Source organism: Aeromonas sp. R5-1, from assembly GCF_040908265.1.
GTDB classification, from domain to species: domain Bacteria; phylum Pseudomonadota; class Gammaproteobacteria; order Enterobacterales; family Aeromonadaceae; genus Aeromonas; species Aeromonas caviae.
Genome location: NZ_JBFODJ010000126.1, coordinates 1 through 19,476 on the forward strand (window position 1 = coordinate 1; position 19,476 = coordinate 19,476).

At 62.5% G+C, this 19,476-nt stretch carries 16 protein-coding genes and 2 tRNA genes; 5 read left to right on the forward strand and 13 right to left on the reverse strand.

Going from position 1 to position 19,476, the window contains the following annotated elements; translation table 11 throughout:
• Positions 1–58: 58 nt before the first annotated feature.
• Positions 59–478: a hypothetical protein gene (locus AB5Y64_RS17450; protein ID WP_227262768.1), complete on the forward strand. Its 420-nt coding sequence runs from the start codon at positions 59–61 to the stop codon at positions 476–478.
• A gap of 72 nt (positions 479–550) precedes the next feature.
• Here the strand turns inward: AB5Y64_RS17450 and AB5Y64_RS17455 are convergent, their stop codons facing one another.
• The 9 genes from AB5Y64_RS17455 to cmoM all read right to left on the reverse strand — a co-directional run bounded on the left by AB5Y64_RS17455 (position 551) and on the right by cmoM (position 11,161).
• Positions 551–1,042: a histidine phosphatase family protein gene (locus AB5Y64_RS17455; protein WP_052816250.1), complete on the reverse strand. Its 492-nt coding sequence runs from the start codon at positions 1,040–1,042 to the stop codon at positions 551–553.
• A 342-nt stretch (positions 1,043–1,384) separates the two neighbouring features.
• Positions 1,385–1,693 (reverse strand): putative quinol monooxygenase, encoded by a 309-nt coding sequence (locus AB5Y64_RS17460; RefSeq protein WP_042879252.1) that lies wholly within the window; start codon positions 1,691–1,693, stop codon positions 1,385–1,387.
• Between the two features lie 265 nt (positions 1,694–1,958).
• Positions 1,959–2,444 (reverse strand): GNAT family N-acetyltransferase, encoded by a 486-nt coding sequence (locus tag AB5Y64_RS17465; RefSeq protein WP_049636016.1) that lies wholly within the window; start codon positions 2,442–2,444, stop codon positions 1,959–1,961.
• A 16-nt stretch (positions 2,445–2,460) separates the two neighbouring features.
• Entirely contained in the window at positions 2,461–2,934 is a 474-nt protein-coding gene (locus AB5Y64_RS17470) for a cupin domain-containing protein (protein ID WP_052816254.1), read from the reverse strand.
• A 288-nt stretch (positions 2,935–3,222) separates the two neighbouring features.
• Positions 3,223–3,609, reverse strand: a complete 387-nt coding sequence (locus AB5Y64_RS17475) for a septal ring lytic transglycosylase RlpA family protein (protein ID WP_052816256.1) — start codon at positions 3,607–3,609, stop codon at positions 3,223–3,225.
• Positions 3,610–3,759: 150 nt separating this feature from the next.
• The gene (gene mukB, locus AB5Y64_RS17480) at positions 3,760–8,187 is read right to left on the reverse strand and encodes a chromosome partition protein MukB (protein ID WP_221435717.1); all 4,428 of its coding nucleotides are present in this window, start codon (positions 8,185–8,187) and stop codon (positions 3,760–3,762) included.
• A 45-nt stretch (positions 8,188–8,232) separates the two neighbouring features.
• On the reverse strand, positions 8,233–8,970 hold the full coding sequence (mukE, locus tag AB5Y64_RS17485) for a chromosome partition protein MukE (protein WP_029314572.1): 738 nt from the start codon (positions 8,968–8,970) through the stop codon (positions 8,233–8,235).
• Positions 8,951–10,270: a chromosome partition protein MukF gene (gene mukF / locus AB5Y64_RS17490; RefSeq protein WP_264818335.1), complete on the reverse strand. Its 1,320-nt coding sequence runs from the start codon at positions 10,268–10,270 to the stop codon at positions 8,951–8,953. Before mukF ends, mukE begins: the two co-directional genes overlap by 20 nt.
• 114 nt (positions 10,271–10,384) lie before the next feature.
• Positions 10,385–11,161: a tRNA uridine 5-oxyacetic acid(34) methyltransferase CmoM gene (gene cmoM / locus AB5Y64_RS17495; protein ID WP_039040723.1), complete on the reverse strand. Its 777-nt coding sequence runs from the start codon at positions 11,159–11,161 to the stop codon at positions 10,385–10,387.
• 128 nt (positions 11,162–11,289) lie between these two features.
• On the opposite strand from cmoM, the gene elyC reads away from it, so the two are divergent.
• The 4 genes from elyC (at position 11,290) to AB5Y64_RS17515 (ending at position 16,647) form a co-directional block, all read left to right on the forward strand.
• Positions 11,290–12,075 carry an envelope biogenesis factor ElyC gene (elyC, locus tag AB5Y64_RS17500; protein ID WP_041211480.1) on the forward strand — a complete coding sequence of 262 codons (786 nt, stop codon included), beginning with the start codon at positions 11,290–11,292 and terminating at the stop codon, positions 12,073–12,075.
• A gap of 135 nt (positions 12,076–12,210) precedes the next feature.
• On the forward strand, positions 12,211–12,966 hold the full coding sequence (gene tpiA / locus AB5Y64_RS17505; protein WP_029314576.1) for a triose-phosphate isomerase: 756 nt from the start codon (positions 12,211–12,213) through the stop codon (positions 12,964–12,966).
• 143 nt (positions 12,967–13,109) lie between these two features.
• Entirely contained in the window at positions 13,110–14,081 is a 972-nt protein-coding gene (pfkA, locus tag AB5Y64_RS17510; RefSeq protein WP_010674852.1) for a 6-phosphofructokinase, read from the forward strand.
• A 1,309-nt stretch (positions 14,082–15,390) separates the two neighbouring features.
• On the forward strand, positions 15,391–16,647 hold the full coding sequence (locus tag AB5Y64_RS17515) for an amidohydrolase (RefSeq protein WP_161470636.1): 1,257 nt from the start codon (positions 15,391–15,393) through the stop codon (positions 16,645–16,647).
• A 71-nt stretch (positions 16,648–16,718) separates the two neighbouring features.
• Here AB5Y64_RS17515 and yjjG read toward each other — a convergent pair whose 3' ends face one another.
• From yjjG to AB5Y64_RS17535, 4 genes are all read right to left on the reverse strand, one after another.
• The gene (yjjG, locus tag AB5Y64_RS17520) at positions 16,719–17,399 is read right to left on the reverse strand and encodes a pyrimidine 5'-nucleotidase (RefSeq protein WP_041215092.1); all 681 of its coding nucleotides are present in this window, start codon (positions 17,397–17,399) and stop codon (positions 16,719–16,721) included.
• Between the two features lie 33 nt (positions 17,400–17,432).
• Positions 17,433–18,917 (reverse strand): leucyl aminopeptidase family protein, encoded by a 1,485-nt coding sequence (locus AB5Y64_RS17525; RefSeq protein WP_161470637.1) that lies wholly within the window; start codon positions 18,915–18,917, stop codon positions 17,433–17,435.
• 144 nt (positions 18,918–19,061) lie between these two features.
• Positions 19,062–19,138 (reverse strand) — tRNA-Met (locus AB5Y64_RS17530).
• Between the two features lie 96 nt (positions 19,139–19,234).
• Positions 19,235–19,311: transfer RNA gene (locus AB5Y64_RS17535), tRNA-Met, on the reverse strand.
• Between the last annotated feature and the right edge of the window lie 165 nt (positions 19,312–19,476).

Consider the following 19,476-nt stretch of genomic DNA (forward strand, 5'->3'; position numbering starts at 1 on the left):
AAGCAGGAACCCGGTACTGCGCGAGCAGCTATCACCCAGTAATGGGAATCCCCCTCCTGTGACGCGAAGCGCTAAGGTGGGGGAGGATGTCAACAACCACAAATACGCCGAACAGCTGGAACGCTCCGGCTGCACCCAGGTGACCGAAGCCCAGGGCTGCGATATTCACAAGAGCAAGGCCGAGAACGCCGCCGCCGGATTTGGCGCCGCCCCCGCAGCGGCCAGCGCCAGCCCCTACGCCGGCAACGGGGTCGCCACCTTCCCCGAGACGGGCGCCACGGTCGCGAACATCCGCATCGATGACAAGGATCAGGTGTGGGTCAACGACAAGCAGGTCAGTACCAGGAAATCCGACGGCGCCCTGGTGTTCAAGGAGGGCATGGTCATCTACACCATCCAGGGGGATCGCCGCCTCAAGGGAGAAGATGGCTGGGTCGACAACGATGCGGGCACCAAGGGGCCCATCGCGGCCAAATGACCCCGTCACCATCACGACAAGGGGAGCCGCGGCTCCCCTTGTCGTTTCTGCATGCCTGCAACCGACGCCCCCCTACCTCTTCTTCGGGAAGTCCAGCACGGCCACCACCGGCGAGCAGGACGGGAGCGCCGACCAGGAGGGGGCGTCGAAGATGAAGCGGGCGACGGCACAGGTCGGCATGCGAGTGATACCGGAGGAAAAGCCATGAGCCAGGTCGGTGAAGGCAGGATCATGACCCACCAGCAGTACGCAGGCGAGATCATCTGAAAGCGCCCCCACCACCCCGAGAAGGGTCCCGGCATCGCTCTCGTAGAGGCCCTCGTCGATGACGATGCGGTCCGGGGAATAACCCAGCTCCCCGGCAAGCAGCCGGGCGGTCGTCAGGGCCCGGCAGGCGGGGCTCGAGAGGATGAGATCGGGCTTCACCCCAAGGTGCGCCAGACGAGCCCCCATCAGGGGCGCATCGCGCAGCCCGCGCGCAGCCAGCGGACGAGCGCGGTCAGACAAAGACGCGTCTTCCCAGCTCGACTTGCCATGGCGTACCAGGATCAGGGTTCTTCTCATGACGCACTCCCTGGTTGATCAGGGCCACAGGCGGCCCCTCAGACAGCCCCCCGTTTGCCAGCATGAAGGGGCAGGAGCACCATGGTCAGCAGCACACCTTCTACCCCCCAGCCTACCTGTTCCCAGTGTACTGTCTCCCCGGTCAGCATGCCGGTGAGCAGCACAGTGGCGCAGATGAGGGTCCAGCCGGTCAGGTGGAGGAAGGACTCCCCCGGTAGCAGCGCTTGATCAGGATGGGGTTCAGGGCCATGGCCACACAGCCGAGCAGGTAGATGCGATTGCCGGGAGCGAGGCTGAAGGCAAAAAGCCCGATGAGGGGACCATCGGGCTCTGCGGCAAGGATCAGGGGCTCACTTCTTCCATGAAGACAAGCCGAAGGGGTTCGGCCAGCAGTTCGTCCGCCTGGCGAGCGAAAGCCTGGAAATACGCGGTCTCACAGTGGGCATCCAGGGCGGCCTGACTCACGAAGGCTTCCCGCATGTAGAAGGTGCCGGGTTCATCCTTCAACTCGAACAGCACGTAATCGAGGTTGCCCGGCTCCTGGCGAGTGGGGTCAATCAAGGTAAGCAGGGCATCGCGAAGGCGCTCTCCCATGCCGTCACGGGCCTTGAGCACTGCGATCGATACCAGTTTGTCTGTCTCTTTTTTCATCCAGTTTTCTCCGTTGTACATCGTCAACACGCCAGAGAGTGCAACCTGGACAGCGATTTATACTGCCGGATGCTCCCCCATCAGACGTTGCCCAGTGTAGGCAGGACGGTGGGGGCCATATAGGGGGGCAGAATGAACACTGTGTTCAACGGGGTGGATAACCACGCCGTGCACGGAGGAACAAACGAGCGGGAGGGATCATGGCGCAAAGGGTGGCAACGGGACCCGCCAGGAGGCGGCACGGCTTGCGGCCCCCTGGTCCAGGCTAAGGGCCTGCAGACCAGCGCTCAACGTCAAGGCAATAGGTGGTGAAAGGGTGTTCGCCCAGGCGCGTTTTCCTCACCCAGATGGCCCGTCTGGCGAGGGACAGATAAGGCGGGCGGGTATCCAGCAAGTGAAAGAGTATCGTCCGATGGCCAAGCTCCCTCGCCCACCCCATCATCTCGTTGAAAATCGCCACGCCGCTTCCCCAGCCGGCCTTGGCGAGCACGATGGCAAGCTCCACCCCCTCGTCATCGGGCTGGATACCGCACCACCCCGCCAGGGTGCCGTCGAGGAAGATGGCGCGCACGCGGCAACCTGGCCGGGCGTCGACTCCCAGCTTGTACGCCATCCAGTCGCGCACCCCGGCCACATCGAAAAGCGGGTGAGGGATCAGGTGCTTTCGCAGCGTCTCGTCGTTGAGCAGCGGCAGAAAATCCTCTGCCCTGACAGCAGAAAAGGGGCTGAACACCATGGAGGTCTCTCTCATTGCCCGAAGAGGCACCCTAGTAGGGGGTGCCATCCTTGTGTCTGGCTGACCAGGCGCCATCGGCACCCTGTACCAGGGCCAGATCGTCGTCGGGATAGTCGACGGTGTCCCCTGGCAGCCTGTCCCCCACCTCGAGATAGACGGCGTCCACCTCACCGTGGTTGAGCAACTGGTGGGCCAGGCCGCTGCCCCCCTTGAAGCCGATGCACTCCCCCGGCGACATCCGGTACTCCTCCTCCCCGTGGCGCAGGGTGGGATTGCCCGAGAGCACATAGACGAACTCGTCCTGCAGGCCGTGATGGTGCTTGAGCGCCGAGATGGCCCCCGGTGCCAGGGTCGTCAGGTTGACCCCGAAATTGGCAAGGCCGAAATGATCCCCCAGCCTGCGCCGGGTGCGGTGCTTGACCAGGGAGGCAAAGGGCTCCGGATAGAGGGACTTTGCCTTGTGCTCGGGGATGGCCGTTGCCTGAATGGCACGCTTGTCAGCCATGTTCTGATCCTCCCAGTGAATGACGTCTCTCTTTATAGCCTGCGCCTTAGCGGCGAAACATGGGCAGGGGGTTGAAAGGGTGTCTCACACACCATGCCATGCCCGGTTGCCGCCAGATGGCAAAGACACCCTGTTTTTCGTTTGGCTATCTTAATGGCACACCGGAAAATGGGAAGTCGCGTTGGCGACCTCACCAATGGAATGAAGAAGATGGCCCGCGATCACCGGGAAATGCCCTCTTCCAGCGGCCCGGGTATGGAGGGGCACCGGCACATGCAGACCCGGTGACTAGAGCACCTCAATCCTGACCTTGATAAGCCCGGATCGGGGATTGCCGATGGCGCTGAACGCCGCCCTGGAGAGATCGATGATGCGCCCGCGGGGGAAATTGCCCCTGTCGTTGACCCGCACCACCACGCTCTTGTCGTTGGCGAGGTTGGTGACCCTCACCAGGGCGCCAAAGGGCAGTGTCATGTGGGCGGCGGTGTTGGCGTGGCGCTGGTAAGGCTCCCCGCTGGCGGTGCGCTTGTTGTGGTAGCGATCGGCGTAATAGGAGGCAAGCCCCGTCTGGGTATAGCCTCGCCAGTTGCCCGCACTGCCTGCATCAGGGTGGCTGCTGCAGGCGGCCAGCAGCAGGCACAGAGAGGCCAGCAGCCCTTTTTGTCGCGTCGTCATGCGTTGCTTCCTCGATGGGACAGAGCGACCAGCATCGCCAGTCAGGCTTCCGTTAACAGGGGCCTACTCTCTCACATTTCCCATGGAAAACGGGAGGCCCAAGCCTCCCGTTTTGCGTATCGCTCCGTCAGCCCCTGTCAGGGGAAGATGTCAGGCGATGAGCTTGTCGTCGGCGAAGCCAAAGCCGCGCAGCCCCACTACATGCACATGCTCGTGCTTGCCCTGCACCTTGCGGATGAGCTTGTAGGTGGTGCCCTTCTCGGGGCTGATGTTCTCCGGCGCCGCGATGAGGAGCTGCATGTCCTGCCGCTCGCACAGCTCGAACAGGGTGGCGATGGATTTGCCATCAAGCCGTGCCGCTTCGTCCAGGAACAACAGGCGGCAGGGAGCGATGTCCTTGCCGCGCAGACGGCGGGACTCCTCCTCCCAGCTGATGAGCACCATCAAGAGGATGGCCTGACCGGTGCCGATCGCCTCGCCGGTGGAGAGGGCGCCGCTCTCGGCCCGCAGCCAGCCGTCAGCACCGCGCTGCACCTCGATCTCCAGCTCCAGGTAGTTGCGATAGTCGAGCAGCACGTCCCCCATCACCTGATAGTTGCGCTCCCCCTGCTCCACCTGCGGGTTGAGACGCTGGAAGAGCTTGGCCATGGCCTCGGAGAAGCTGAGCTCCTTGTCGGCGAAAAGATCGTTGTGCATGGCGCTCTGATCGGCGAGTGCGGTCAGGAGGCGAGTGTGGGCCTCGCGGATATTGACGTTGAGACGCACCCCGCGCACCAGACCGAAGGCGATGTTCTGCAGGCCCTGGTTCAATACCCGGATGCGGTTCTGCTCCCGGCGGATGATGTTGGTGATCTTGGCCGCCACCTCGTGGGAGGAGAGGGACAGATGGGTTTCCCGCTGCTTGAGCTCGTCGGCGAGGCGCGCCAGCTCGATCTCCATCTCCTCGATGGCTTCCACCGGATCGTCCGAGCGGATGATGTCGTTGCGGATGCGATCTTTCAGGTAACGGTAGACCTGCACATAGAAGGCGACCTTCTGCTCGGTGCTGCGGTTGCCTTCCGACAGACGCAGCGCATCGCGCAGGGCCTCGTCGTGGGCCACCGCCACCCGCAGGGCGCCGAGGGCCTTGTCCGACATGGAGCGCAGCTCGTCGCTGTCGAGGTACGCCAGCTCGCGCTTGTTCAGACGCTTCTCGACGTCGGTCTCCCGTGCCAGACGCACCACCCGCGACCAGCTCGCCTTGTGACCCACCAGGGATTTGCGGGCGCTGTAGTAATCCTTGCCTTCGAGCTTGAGACGACCGCCAAGGGACTCGATTTCGCGCTTGCACACCTGCAACTGGGCCTCGGCGCTGGTGCGGCGGGTCCGGGTGCGGATAAGCAGCTCTTCAATCTCTTTCTTGTGGGCACGGGCCTTCTCTTCCATGTCATCCGACAGGGTCAGCCCCATGGCCGCCAGCTCCTGCTCGAACTCCGCCAGGGTCTGCCCCTTGGCCGAGGCGCTGGAATCGAGCGCCGTGCGCAGTTGCAGCGCCTCGGTGTGGCGCTGGGTGATCTGCTTGTGCTGCTCACCGGCGGTGCGGGCGGCAAGCTCTGCCGCCTTGAGCTTCTCTTTGAGTCGCTCGCTCATCTCGGAGGCCTTGCCCAGCAGATCTTGCGCATCCTGATAGGCAAAGTGCGGCAAACGGGCCACCAGCTGATCGAGGGCGTAGCAACGGCGCTTCTGCTCGGCCAGCAGGTCGCTCACCTCGTCAAAGGCCGCCTGCAGGGCCGCCAGATCCTGGGGATCCTGGCGCAGCACCTGCACCATGGTTTCCAGTTTTTCCAGCGCCTTGCCGTGCCTGGCGATAAAGGCTTCGGCTGTTTTAAGGGCCTCCACATCGGCGTGAGCCGCCTCGAGGCGGGCCGCCAGGTCTGCCTCGGCAAACAGGTGGGCAAAGGGCAGCATCCCCTGCACCAGCTGGATATGGCGGGTCAGCTGGGCGGCGGCGGCTTTGGCATCACTCAGCTGCTTGTCGCACTCGGCGATGGTTTCTTGCAGCTTGCGCTGCTCGTGCTGCTTGGCCTGCACCTCGGCTTCGGGGTCCGGGCGGAAGGCGATATCCAGATGCTGGCCGATAAAGTCGCGGAAGTGGCCGTAGAGACGGTGGTACTTCTGCTGCTCGAAGGCGGCCTTGGCGTAGCCCTCGATGAGGTTTTCCCGCTCAAGATCGAGCTGCTCGATCCGTTTTTCCCGGGCGGCGCGGCCAAACAGCGGCAGCTCGGGGTAGCGGGAGAAGCGCACCTGACGTTTGCTGGTGCGCACCAGCACGGCGTCCCCCAGCTCATCAGCTTCCACCAGATCCTCGTCAAAGGAGTCGGGGTTGCCCTGGATGAGGTAGATATCTTCCGGGCAATCTTCCAGCTTTTTCAGCCGCTCGATGGCGCCTTCGAGGTCGAGCACCACCAGGGCGCTGCGAGCCGGGCCGTAGAGCGCGGAGTAGTAAGGGGCATCATCGATGGAGATGTCGTCATAGACGTCCGAGAGCAGCACGCCCCCCACCTGCTCGGCGATGCGGGCAAGACGCGGATCCGCCTCGCCGGCACCCAGCTGCAGGTTGCGAATTTGCATCTCCAGCGCCTGTTTCTGGCCCTGAATGCGGTTGCTCTCCTGCTCGAACTCCCGCTCCTTGTCGAGCACGCTCTGCATGCCGGAAGAGAGTTCTTCGGCGGTGGCCAAGGCCAAGCCACTCTGCTCGCGCAGTTGCTCGAGTTTTTCAAAGGATTTGAGCCAGCGCGGGGCCAGCTTGGTCAGCTCCGCGATATCGCGACCCAGCTGAGTACCCTGATGCTCGAGGCTGGCGCGGCGCTGATTGGCCTCTGCCTGCTGCTCGGAGAGCTCCTCCTGGCGGGTGCGCTGGGCTTCGAGGAAGATCTCCAGCTCGTCCTGGCTAGCAATGTGCTGACCAGACGCCTGGGCCAGCTCGTCTCGCAGCCGCAAGAGCGTCTTCTGGCTTTCGCTCTCTTTCTCGAGGCGAGCCAGCGCGGCGCGCAGACCCTGCCCCTGGGCAATGCGGGCCTTGTCTTCGATGTGGCGCTTGAGCAGCGCCTGCGCGGTGGGCCAGGCAGCCTCGCGCACTGTCTCGGGTGCGATGCTGAGCAGCAGCGCCAGCGCCGCTTCGTGTTCGGCCACCGCCGCCTTGGCCAGCGCCAGCTGCTGCTCGGCCCCCAGCACCCGGCTGGTGAGGCTCTGCTCGGCTGCGCGGAACTGGTGCAGGGTGTCGCTCGCCTGCGCAGGCTCGAGCCCCGGCAGTTCGCACTGCTCGCGGGCGTTTTCCAGGGCCTGCACCGCCTGACGGTACTGGATGGCGCGGGTCTGCTGGATATCGAGCGCCTGCTGGTAGTCGGCCAGCTGGGTCTTGAGGCTGTCCACCTCTGCCTGGGCCAGCTCCTTGCGCTCCTCCACTTCCAGCAACTGGCCGTGGATCTCTTCCACCACCGCCTGCTGCTGCTCGAGCTTGTCGTTGAGCTCCGCCAGATCGGCGCGATAGAGGGCAATCTTCTTTTGCAGGGCCACGGCCGCCATCACCTTGGCCAGGTGCTCGGCGGCGGACTCCAGCTCGTCGGTCAGGAGCTTCTCGCGGTTGGTGAGCTGATCCACCTCGTCCGCCAGATAGATGGCGCGCTGCTTCTCCTCGGCCAGCAGACGGCGTTTGCCGGCGAGCTCAGAGCGTGCCTTGAGGGCCAGCTCGGAGAGACGGCTCTTCTCGGCGGCGCCCCGCACATACTCCGCGGCCACATAGTGGGTGGTCTCGGTGATCAGGTTCTTGAAGAGATCCCGCTGACCTTGGGTCTCCTTGATGGCTTCCAGGGTGCGGCGGTTCTCGTAGATGGCCGCCTCCATGTCCTGGAACGCCTTGCGTACCCCGGAGTTCTCCGGCAGCAGGTATTCACGCAAGGAGCGGCTGATGGAAGACGAGATACCGCCGTAGAGGGAAGCTTCGATCAGGCGATAGAACTTGCCGCGATCCTTTTGATCCCGCAGTTTCTTCGGGGTGATGCCGAACTCGAACATGAAGTTGTGATAGTCGGTCACCGTATTGAACTTGGCGACCTTGATGGCGCCGAGCTCCGCTGCCGCCCCCTTCAGATCGGCGAAGGCACGTACCCGCCCCTTGCCGTCGTCGAGCTTCTCCAGCAGCAGATCCGTGGGCGCCAGGTGTTCGGGCACATCCACCAGGGCGAACGGAGTGATGTTGACCTTGTTGTCACGGTTGGCCACCTGTTCGAGGTGGACGCCGACCCAGATCCGCTGCTCACGGCTGTTCATCACTTCCAGCAGCGAATAACAGTGGCCGCGCTGCAGCTTGCCGTAGAGCCCCTTGTCGCGGGACGCGCTGGAGGAGCCCGCCTCCGTGGTGTTACGGAAGTGAAGCAGTGACTGGTCGGGAATGAGGGCCGCGATAAAGGCCGCCATGGTGGTGGACTTGCCCGCGCCGTTGCCGCCGGACAGGGTCGTGACCAGCTGGTCGAGATCGAAGGTGCGGGCGAAGAAGCCGTTCCAGTTGACCATGGTCAGGGATTTGAATTTGCCTCTCACGCCACACTCTCCATCAAACCGGCACACACCATCAGTGCCGGCACATTAACGTTGCAGATCATCTTCCACCTCCAGCTCCAGCTGCTCTTCGTCCAGATCCTCTTCGATATCCTCGAACAGGGAATCGCTGCTCGGCATCTCGTCGTCGTGGAAAATGGCCTCCCCTTCCTGGATCATCCGCAGTTGCACAGCGCGGGGATCCTCGTCGGAGCGCACATCGGCGGCGAAGCGGAACACGGACTCGTTGACCCGGAATTTGTCGCTGTTGCCAAGGGGGGTGATCATCCCGAGGCGCTTGAGGCGACGCATGGAGGTGCGGATCTTCTCGAGGAGCTTCTTCTTGTCGAGATCAGTGCCGCCGGAGCGGCTGTTGACCATGCGCAGCAGTTGCTTCTCGTCCGCCAGACTCAGCACCTCTTCTTGCAGCTCTCCCATGGCGAACACCCCTTCAGAGGCGAGCCTGTCCGGGCTCAGGAACAGGTAGCAGAGCACCTTGCCCACCAGCATATCGAGCTCGGATAGCACTGTTGTTCCGATGTCGGCGCTCGGGCGCGGACGCAGGTAGAAGAAGCCTTCCGGCGCCTTGATGAGTTCCACCTGATAGCGGCCGTAGAAGATCTCCAGCTCCTGGTGGTACTCCACCAGGGCCGAGTGCTGCTCGAATTCGTCGGCACTGATGTGGCGACCGGAGCGCAGGGCGGTGTCGATGCGCGGAAACAAGGGGTTGGCGATGGCCTCTGCGAGACGCAGGGGCAAGGGGAATTCAGTATTGATCGATGACATAGGCCTGAACCTTGGATCCAGCTTGGTTGATGGGTTTCCATGCGGGTTGGCGGTGGTGCTCGCGCTCACCGCTGGCATGGCCGAGACGCACGGCCTGATCGATCAGGAGGCGCGCCACGTCGAAGTGGGCATGGGCCGGGTAGTCCAGCAGGTATTCCCGCAGCACGTCGGCAAGATCCAGCCGATCTCCCTGCTCCGGGTAGCGGGCCAGGTAGCGCTCGATGCGCTCCGCCAGCTCCTGGTTGATGTCCACCATCTCCACGTACTCCATCTCGAGGGGCACCTCGCCGGTCACCTCCTCGTCGTGGATGGCGATGGTTTCATCCCGCAGCTCCAGCAAACGGGGCTCTTCGGCCACCCGCAACAACCAGCTGTGCTGCTCGAAGTTGCGGATGGATTCCCGCAGCCGCTGGCTGAAGGCGCGGTTCTTGTCCATGTCGATGGCGTTGCGGATGAACTTGTGAACGTGCCTGTCATAACGGGACCAGAGCTCGATGCACTGCTGGCCCCAGGCGGTGATGACATCCAGACGCCCCTGCAGGGCGAGGGTCAGCTCCTCGACGTGGAACAGATCCTCACGCCCCTGGGCCGCTTCCTGAATGTTGAGCAGCCCCGCCTGCAGGCGGTGGCCGGCGGCGTCCAGGGTGTCCTGCAACTCGCGCAGGGTCTGGCCGGTCTCGTGCAGGAGCTTCTCGCAGCTGTGGATGGCATCGACCCAGTTCTGGGTCAGCAGGGCCGCTATCTCGCTCTTGACCTGGTTTTGCTGCTCGTCCATGGCGCGCTGGGTGAGATCGATGCGCCCGAGCGTCTCTTCCAGGGAGAAGGAGAGGCGCGGCAGCACCTCGGCGTCCCACTGCTCCCGGGTGTTGGTCTCGAGCGCCGCCTTGCGGGCGGTGTCGAGCTCGGCCGCCAGGTGCTCGAGCAGGATGGAGAGCTTGATGGAGTCCACCTGGCGCTGATCCATGAAGAAATCGACGATGCTCATGCCAAGGCGCGACAGGCGGTAGAGGCTCTCCCCCGCCACCATGTCGGTGGTGAAACGCGACAGCAGTTGCTGGCGAATGAGATCGTTGATGGCGTTGTTGGCGCGACCGGTGAGGGTCTCGTCCATCTGGCCGAAGGCACTGCTGACATAGCCAAAGGCATCGTGCAGCGCGGCCTCCGAGAGATCAGACTCGTCCTCGGAGAGCGTCTTGATCGCTATCAGAAAGGCCAGCCTGTCGGTGGGGAGGTTCAGCGCCAACCCCTCCTGTCTGACCCATCCCACCGTCTCTGGCAGGGTACGGGATGTACTCATCATGACGTTATCATCTCGTTGTTATAGTCGGCAGGTCTTCGCCCGCCGTGGTGATATAGGCCGGGGTCGGTGGCGCCCCGGCGGCTGGATCCCGCATCGTATTCACGCCGGTGGGGCTCAACCGGCCGGTTTCTGGGCCATCACATGGATGTAGCGCCCCAGGGAAACAAAGGGCTCCTGGCGGCAATATTGCTGTTCCATGGCCAGCAGGTCCTCGAACTTCTCGACCTGATCCTGCTTGTGGCGCATGTAGTCGTGGATGACACGCACCCCGGTCTTGCCGATGATCCGCAATCCCCCCCGGCCTATCCAGTCATAGACCTGCTCCGGCAACTGGGGATTGGTGGGTGTCAGGGCTGTCTGGCGTTTCTTGCGAAGGCCCAGGCGCACATAGTCAAAATTGCCCACCACCAGGCTCTGGAACAGGAGGCCGTGACGATTGTAAAAAAGCAGCGACAGTATGCCCCCAGCCTTGACGAAAGGGAACAGACCCAGCAAGGTCTGGCGCGGCTCGGCGAGCCACTCCAGTACCGCATGACAGAGCACCAGATCGAAGGTGCCGGTCACCTGGTGCTTGAGATCCTGAATGGGGCAATGGATGAGACGAATTCTGTCTTCCAACCCCTTCTGGGCGATCTGCTCCCGGGCCAGATCCAGCATTTCTGCCGACAAATCGCACAGCTCCACCTGATGGCCCATGGCCGCCAATTTCTGGGCGAAGTAGCCAAAGCCGCCGCCGGCATCCAGGATGCGCAGCGGCCGGTTGCCCAGGCGCGCCAGGCAGGCTTCGATGTCACTCCAGACAATGGTGGTGCGAATGCGCCCCTTGGTGGAGTCGTAAATGTTGCGAGCGAACTTGTCCGCGCGCCCGTCAAAACTCTGATCTTGCTTCAAGACACACTCATCTTCGACCGCCCCGCCATGAGGGCCGCAGGAGGAACCACACAGGATTGGGCCACAGGAAAAAAGAGGGGTATTCTGTCACATCCCGAATTTGCTGAAAACTCAAGGACGTGTCTGTCGTGTTCGAGCTCAACTTCTTTGTCATCAAGAAATGGCTGGGCCATCTGCTGATGCCGCTCCCCTTTTCTCTCTCCTTGTTGGTGCTGGCGCTCGTGCTGCTCTGGTTCACCCGCTTTCAAAAAAGCGGCAGACTGCTGGCGACCCTCTCCTTGGTGATCATTGCCCTGATGGGGACGCGGCCGGTGAGCTACGAGCTGGCCCGCAGCCTGGAGCAGACCTATCCCCCCTTCGAGGTGAGCCTGCATCCTGACATCCAGGCCATCGTCGTGCTGGGCAACGGTCATGTGAGCGATCCGGCCATCCCAGAGCGCGCCTGGCAAAACAACATCTCCCTGGCGCGCACCCTGGAAGGAGTTCGCCTGGCTCTGGCCTATCCAGAAGCCGAGCTGGTCTTCTCCGGTGCCGTGGCCGGGGATCCCCTGTCGAACGCCGAGGTCAACGCCCGCATGGCGGCCAGCCTTGGCATCCCGCGTGCGCGCATGACGTTGTTTGAAAACAACAAAGACACCCATGACGAGGCGGTCAGCATCGCCGCCCACCTCAACGGCAAGCGGGTGGCGCTGGTGAGTTCGGCCACCCACCTGCCCCGGGCCATGGCTCTCTATCGCAGTCAGGGACTCGATGCGGTGCCGGCTCCCACCGATTACACCGCCAAGCAGAGTCAGGAGCCACAACCCCTCTACAGCTACCTCCCCAAAGGGCGTTATCTGATGTATTCCGAGGCTGCCATTCACGAGTGGATTGGGGTATGGTGGGCCCGTTTGCGTGGGCAGGTCACCGAGTGAGCAATCGCGCCTTGCATTCCTGATTTGGATCAGGAAAGCGAAAAAAAATTACGTCATTTGCCGCCGGGTCAGCTATCTTGGGCTCGGTTCAATTCATATAATGTTGCGCAATCAAATGCCTAGGAGATATAGAAGATGAGACAGCACCTGGTAATGGGTAACTGGAAACTGAACGGCACCAAGGCTTCTGTAGAAGCCCTGATCAAAGGACTGACCCCGGCCGCTGCCGCTCATCCTTCCGTGCAAGTGGCCGTCTGCCCGCCGGTTATCTTTTTGGGTCTGGTTGAACAGCTGACCGCCGGCAGCAAGATCGCCTACGGTGCCCAGAACGCCGACGTTCACGAGTCCGGCGCCTTCACCGGCGAAAACGCCCCCTCCATGCTCAAAGCCTTCGGCTGCACCTACTCCCTGGTCGGTCACAGCGAGCGTCGTACCCTGCACGCAGAGACCGACGACGTGGTGGCTGCCAAGTACGAAGCCATTCAGAAGGGCGGCCTGATCCCCGTGCTGTGCATCGGTGAAACCCTGGCCCAGTTCGAAGCCGGTACCACCAACCAGGTGGTCGAGACCCAGCTCAAGGCCGTGATCGATCGCTGCGGCATCGCCTCCTTCGAGAACGCCGTCATCGCTTACGAGCCGGTATGGGCCATCGGCACCGGCAAGACCGCCACCCCGGAGATCGCACAATCCGTGCATGCTCACATCCGTCAATACCTGGCCGGTTTTGATGCAGCCGTGGCTGCCAAGGTACAGATCCTGTACGGCGGCTCCGTGACTGGCGCCACCGCTGCCGACCTGTTCGGCCAGCCGGACATCGACGGTGGCCTGGTGGGTGGCGCGTCCCTGAAAGTGGACGACTTCTCCCAGATCATCGCTGGCGCCGCCAAGTAAGCGCCAAGCAAAGAGGGGCCCCGCCCCTCTTTGCATATCGCTTTCCTATGGACCCTCTCGCCATAGGAAAGCCGATATAGTAAAAGCGGCCAGCCGTATTTTTCAGAATCTTGATTTTCGACAACTCAGATCCAGAGGCACTCATGACCAAACAAATCAAACGTATTGGTGTTTTGACCAGTGGTGGTGACGCACCGGGTATGAACGCAGCCATCCGCGCCGTGGTGCGCGCCGGTCTGCATCATGGCCTGGAAGTTTACGGCATCTATGATGGCTACCTCGGTCTGCACCAGGACCGTATCGTCAAGCTCGAGCGTCACAGCGTCTCCGACGTCGTGAACCGTGGCGGTACCTTCCTGGGCTCCGCCCGTTTCCCCGCCTTCAAGGATCCGAAAGTCCGTGCCGAAGCGGTCGAAAACCTGAAGAAACACGGCATCGACGCCCTGGTGGTCATCGGCGGCGACGGCTCCTACATGGGTGCCAAGAAGCTGACCGAGGAGGGCTTCCCCTGCATCGGCCTGCCGGGCACCATCGACAACGATATCGCCGGTACCGACTTCACCATCGGCTTTGATACCGCCCTGAACGTGGTCGTGGACGCCATCGACCGCCTGCGCGACACCTGCAGCTCCCACCACCGCATCTCCGTGGTCGAGATCATGGGCCGCCACTGCGGCGATCTGGCCATGTCTGCCGCCGTTGCCGGTGGTGCCGAGTACGTGATCGTGCCGGAAGTGGCCTTCGACAAGGAGAAGCTGCTGCAACAGATCAAGGAAGGGGAAGCCAAGGGCAAGAAGCACGCCATCATCACCATCTGCGAGCACGTCACCGACGTGAACGCCCTGGCAAAAGACATCGAGGCCATGACCGGCCGCGAAACCCGCGCCACCATCCTGGGTCACATCCAGCGTGGCGGTTCTCCCACTGCCCGTGACCGTATCATGTCCAGCCGCATGGGTGCCTTCGCCGTCGAGCAACTGCTGGCGGGCCAGGGTGGCCGCTGCGTCGGCATTCAGGGCAACGAGATGGTGCACCACGACATCATCGACTGCATCGAGAACCTGAAGCGCCCGTTCAACCAGGAGTTGTACGATCTCTCCACCACCCTGTTCTAAGGGCTGTGGTCTGACAAAAAACCCTCCTCTGGAGGGTTTTTTTATGCGGGCTCCTCACCCCCTCCTCCCCCTGCGGGGGCCCGACTATCCACTGGCCACTGTCGCCATGTTTTACCCCCTTGCCCGGCGGCCCTGAGCCTCTGACCCCACGACCTTCTCCTTTACTTCTTTCCCCCGCTTTTCTGCTTGCTCACCTTGTTCGCGACGGGTCTAGATAAAGGCCTTGGTGCCGCAGAGCCACGGCCCTGCGCCAGGCCTCCCCTGCCCTTCATCCCATCACACCGGCGCCATATAGCCACCCGGGTGGGCCGACGATATCTCCCGCTTCCCCTGCGCGCGGGCCCGGTGGCTCGCCCCCCCAAGAAAACAGCGAAAAACGGGGCTTCCGGCCACCCAAGGCCCCATGAAGATCGAACCCCCATTTTCCCGCCTTCCCCCCTTTCCTTCCATGCTCCTTTGACGGCCCTTTTGTCGTTTTTCCGTACTCTTTTTGCTCCCATCCTGTTTGGGATGAGCAGAAAATTGAGCCTTCATCGGATAACCCTGGCTGGCAACAGCCTTGCACACTGGGGTTGGGACACAAGTCGTGAGAAAACATGACATGGGATGACAAAACCTGGCTGACAGCCACCAACCTCACTATGACGACATCAATCGGCGCATCCCGCAGGCCATTTTGCTGATGAAAAATGGAGATCACCACAAAGAAGCCAATCGGAACCTCCAAGGGGAGAGTCACAAAATCAACGTAACTCAATGTATTTAAAGACTTTATGTGCATCCACTTTCACTGGCATCACTATCAAACTCTTCCCAGGACAAAAAACGCCCTTAAACTTGGAAAAATGCAGCCGCATTCCACTACCAAACCATTTTTGCCTCATAATTACATTTTTCGTTGTTTTATCGTTCTGTTGTGGTATCTTGGTTCCATCATGAGCCAACCAAGGGAGATAAAATCATGAAAGAGTTCGTAGTTACCGCCGTTTTCACCGTGTTTTTCACTCTGGTTGCCGTCTCCATGCCGTCGCTGGCACAGCTCTAAGTCGGTCAATCAGCCATCTGCCACCTCTGCCCCAGAGGGGCGGTTCAAAAAACAGACTGCAACATGGGTTTTTGACGCGCTCTGGCAAAGGATGATGCCAAGCCATCATTGAACGCGATCTGCGCACACAAAACGACCTCGTCGACATCCATGCCATCTTTCAAGGGGAGCCCGGGCTCCCCTTGTCGCATCTCCCCCTGCGGGATTTACTCTTGCCCCCCTGCCCGTCACAATGGCCGCTGGATTTGCCACGCAGGAACCACCATGACTCAGGATGCCTTGCGCCACTGGCGCCGCGACCTTCATCGTCACCCCGAAGCCGCCTGGTGTGAATTTCGCACCACCACCCTCATCGCCCAACACCTCAGTGAACTCGGTTTCTCCATCATGCTGGGGGATCAACTGCTCGCCAGCACCCTCATCATGGGACGGGAAATAGACGTCCAGGCCCAGAAGGCCCGTGCCCTGTACCAGGGGGCGCATCCGGAGTGGCTGACGCGGATCGACGCACTCACCGGCGTGATGGGACTCTGGGAGAGCGGGCGCCCCGGCCCCACCCTGGCGTTTCGCTTCGATATCGATGCGGTGGAGGTCGAAGAGAGCCAGGAGGCGTCACACCTGCCCGGCCAGGGAGGCTGGCACTCCGCCAACCCGGGCTGGATGCACGCCTGTGCCCACGACGGTCACACCGCCATCGGGCTGGTGCTGGCCGAGCGGATCGCGGCCCTCGCCGATCGCCTCACTGGCCGCATCAAGCTCTTCTTCCAGCCGGCTGAAGAGGGCTGCCGAGGCGGCAAGGCGCTCGCGGCAGGGGGGCAGCTCGACGATGTGGACGCCCTGCTGGCACTGCACATCGGCATTCACGCGAGCAGCGGTGAGCTGGTGGTCAACCCCACCGAGTTTCTCTGTTCAACCAAATTCGACGTGGAGTTCATGGGGCAAGCCGCCCATGCGGGGCTCGAGCCCAACGCGGGCCACAATGCCCTGGCAGCGGCCTGCATGGCCACCACCGCCATGCTCGGCATTCCCCGCCATCGGGACGGCATGACCCGCATCAACGTGGGCCAGCTCAACGGCGGCAGTGGACGCAACGTCATCCCGGGCCATGCCCGCCTGATGGGGGAGACCCGTGGCGCGACGCCGGCCCTCAACGACTACATGTTCAATCAGGTGCAGCAGATTGTGGAGGGGGCGGCCCTGATGCAGGGCGCGACCTACCACATCCGCAAACAGGGGGAAGCGATCGGCATCGAGAACAGCCCAGCCCTCATCGAGGAAATCGTGCCTCTCGCACAGGGGATCTCCCTTGATACCATCCACACCCGCCGCTTCGGGGCCAGCGAGGATGCCGGTTTCCTCATCGAGCGGGTACAGCAGCACGGCGGCGAAGCCGCCTATCTCATCCTGGGAGCCAACCTCGCGGCCCCCCACCATCATCCGGAGTTCGACTTCGACGAAGCCGTGCTGGCCCCCGGCGTGGCCTTGCTGGAGGCCTGGCTGCTCGCCCGCCTCGGCCGCTAGCAGACGCCGGATGCAAACAAGGCAGCCCATGGGCTGCCTTGTTTTTTTACACCCTTGCGGGCATAGGGGACCTACTCTCCCAGCACGATCGCGCAGAGATGGGCGAAGTGGTGGATCTCGTGGGTCGCCTCGCACGGACCGGTCTCCCGCCCCGGGTTGTACCAGCAGGTGGCAAGACCCTGGGCGGCGGCACCGGCGATGTCGGTCTTGGGATTGTCCCCCACCATCAACACCCGCGCCGGGCTCGGCTGACCCATCTGCGCCAGGGCATGCTGGAAGATGGCCGCCGCCGGCTTGGTCACCTGCACCTCGTCAGAAATAACGAGAGGCTCAAACCAGCTGTTCCAGCCCAGTTTGTCGAGGCGCCCGCGCTGGGGCAGGCTGAAGCCGTTGGTGATGATCCCCATTCTGACCTTGCTCTTCAGGGCCTGCAGGGTCTCCTCCACCCCCTCCAGCGGCACGCTCAGGGCGATGATCTGCTGCAGGAAGGTCTCGTTCATCGCCATGGGTGCTACGTTGACCTGCTCGGCAAAGAGCGAAAAACGGGTCTGCTGCAGGTGGGTGGCGTCAATCTCCCCTGAGTTGTACTGCTGCCAGAGCCGCTGGTTGAGGGCATGGTACTCCGCCATCTTGGGGGGAGTCGGCGCCACGCCGTAGATCTGCAGGGTCCGCTCCAGCGCCCTGGCGACCGGAAAATCGAGCAGGGTTTCGTCCAGATCGAACAGCACCCAGTCATAGCTTGTTTGTTTCACGCTTGTCCTTATTGATTGTGCTTGGCCACGTTGTCATGCGTCGGGCGCACCCATCCCCAGAGGGCTGTCGAGCAGGGTCAGGGTCAGCCTGACACCAAAGCCGGTTACCTCGCTGCCCACCACGCCATTGCCCCCCTTGTTGCGAAAACCACTCAGGTCGAGGTGCAACCAGGGAAGCTCGGCGGGCACGAAGCGCGTGAGAAAACGGGCGGCATCGATGTGATCCGGGGAGGCGCCCGGCGCGCACTGTAACAGATCGGCCCACTCGCTATCGAGGTTGTCATCGTAATCCTCGTCCAGGGGGAAGGGCCAGACTCGCTCCCCGCTCTGCTGTCCCAGCGCTATCAGAGTGGTGAGCCACTCGGGGCGGTTGGTGAAGGCGCCGCTGTAACGGCTGCCGAGCGCCCGTTTGCAGGCGCCGGTCAGGGTGGCATAGTCGATCAGCAAGTCGGGTTTGTCCCCGGCCGCCAGGGTCAGGGCATCCGCCAGCACCATGCGACCCTCGGCGTCGGTGTCCACCACTTCGATGGTGGTGCCGTTGAGGGCGGTCACCACCTCACCGGGCCGGAAGGCCTGCGGGCCGATGTGGTTCTCGGCGATGGCGAGCCAGCAGTGCACCTCAATGGGGAGTTTCGCCCGGCTGATGGCCAGCAGCGTGCCAAGGGCCACCGCGCTGCCCCCCATGTCCAGGTGCATGCCATACATGCTGCCACCGACTTTCAGGTTGTAGCCACCGGAGTCGTGGCAGATCCCCTTGCCCACCAGCGCGACGCGGCGCACCGGGTTGGCCGGACAGTAACTGAGCCTGACGATGGCGGCCTGACCGTCCGCCGAACCACGGGCCACCGCCAGGAAGGCGCCAGCCCCCTTCTGTGCCAGGGTCGTCTCATCAAACTCCTGCCACTGCCACCCCTCCTGCTGCGCCAGCTCCCGGGCATAGGCCCGGTAATGACGGGCATTGAGCTCGGACGCTGGCAGCACTGCCAGGTGGCGAGCCAGACCGTTGCCTTCGGCTTCTGCGCTCAGGCGGGTCATGTCCAGCTCGCAAGGGGGGGAAAGTTGCAACTGCTGATAACCCGGTCTTGTCGCCTCACTCCGTTTCTGGGTCGGCAGGGTCACATCGGCGGCGAGCAGGCAGGCAAGCACCACCCTTGCCAGTTGCGCGCGGTGCTCATCGTCAAAGCCCTCCAGATGGAGCGCCAGGTGCGTCGCCTTGAGGCCCGCCAGCGAGCCCACCCAGCTGCGCACCTGCTTGTAGAGCCGATGATCCAGGGCCGGGCGGGCATCCATGAAGATCACCCGTTGCAGCCCCTGACTGTCGTCGAGGGAATAGGGGGCCTTCTGACCCAGGGCTATCTGGGTTGCCACGGCGGCAAAGGGAGGCGTCGCCAGCAGGGTATCGCGCGCTGAGTCGGCAATGAGCAGGAGTTTGACGGCAGTCGGCCCTGCCATTACCTCGGCGAGGGAGGTGTTCTGCATCGTGATTTGGGGAGAAGAATAGCTAAAAGGGGTCATCACAGGGTGCGGCCTCATCCATGAACAGAAAGCAGGATGATACCGAACAAATGGCGAGAGGGATCGGAAAAACACACATTATTGTGTGTAAGCAACAGATGCTGGAGGGGATCAGAGAGGTAATGCAGAAGAAAATCAGTCAGAAGTTGGTTGCGGGGGCCGGATTTGAACCGACGACCTTCGGGTTATGAGCCCGACGAGCTACCGAGCTGCTCCACCCCGCGTCCGAATTGCATTGCCACCACAAAAAGCAGAGCAGTTGCTTCTTGCTGTCTTCGTCTCCACCGCAGCGCTATGCGCTTGCCATGGACACAAATAGTTGGTTGCGGGGGCCGGATTTGAACCGACGACCTTCGGGTTATGAGCCCGACGAGCTACCGAGCTGCTCCACCCCGCGTCCGAATTGTATTGCCACCACAAAAAGCAGAGCAGTTGCTTCTTGCTGTCTTCGTCTCCACCGCTGCGCGATGCGCTTGCCATGGACACAAATGGTTGGTTGCGGGGGCCGGATTTGAACCGACGACCTTCGGGTTATGAGCCCGACGAGCTACCGAGCTGCTCC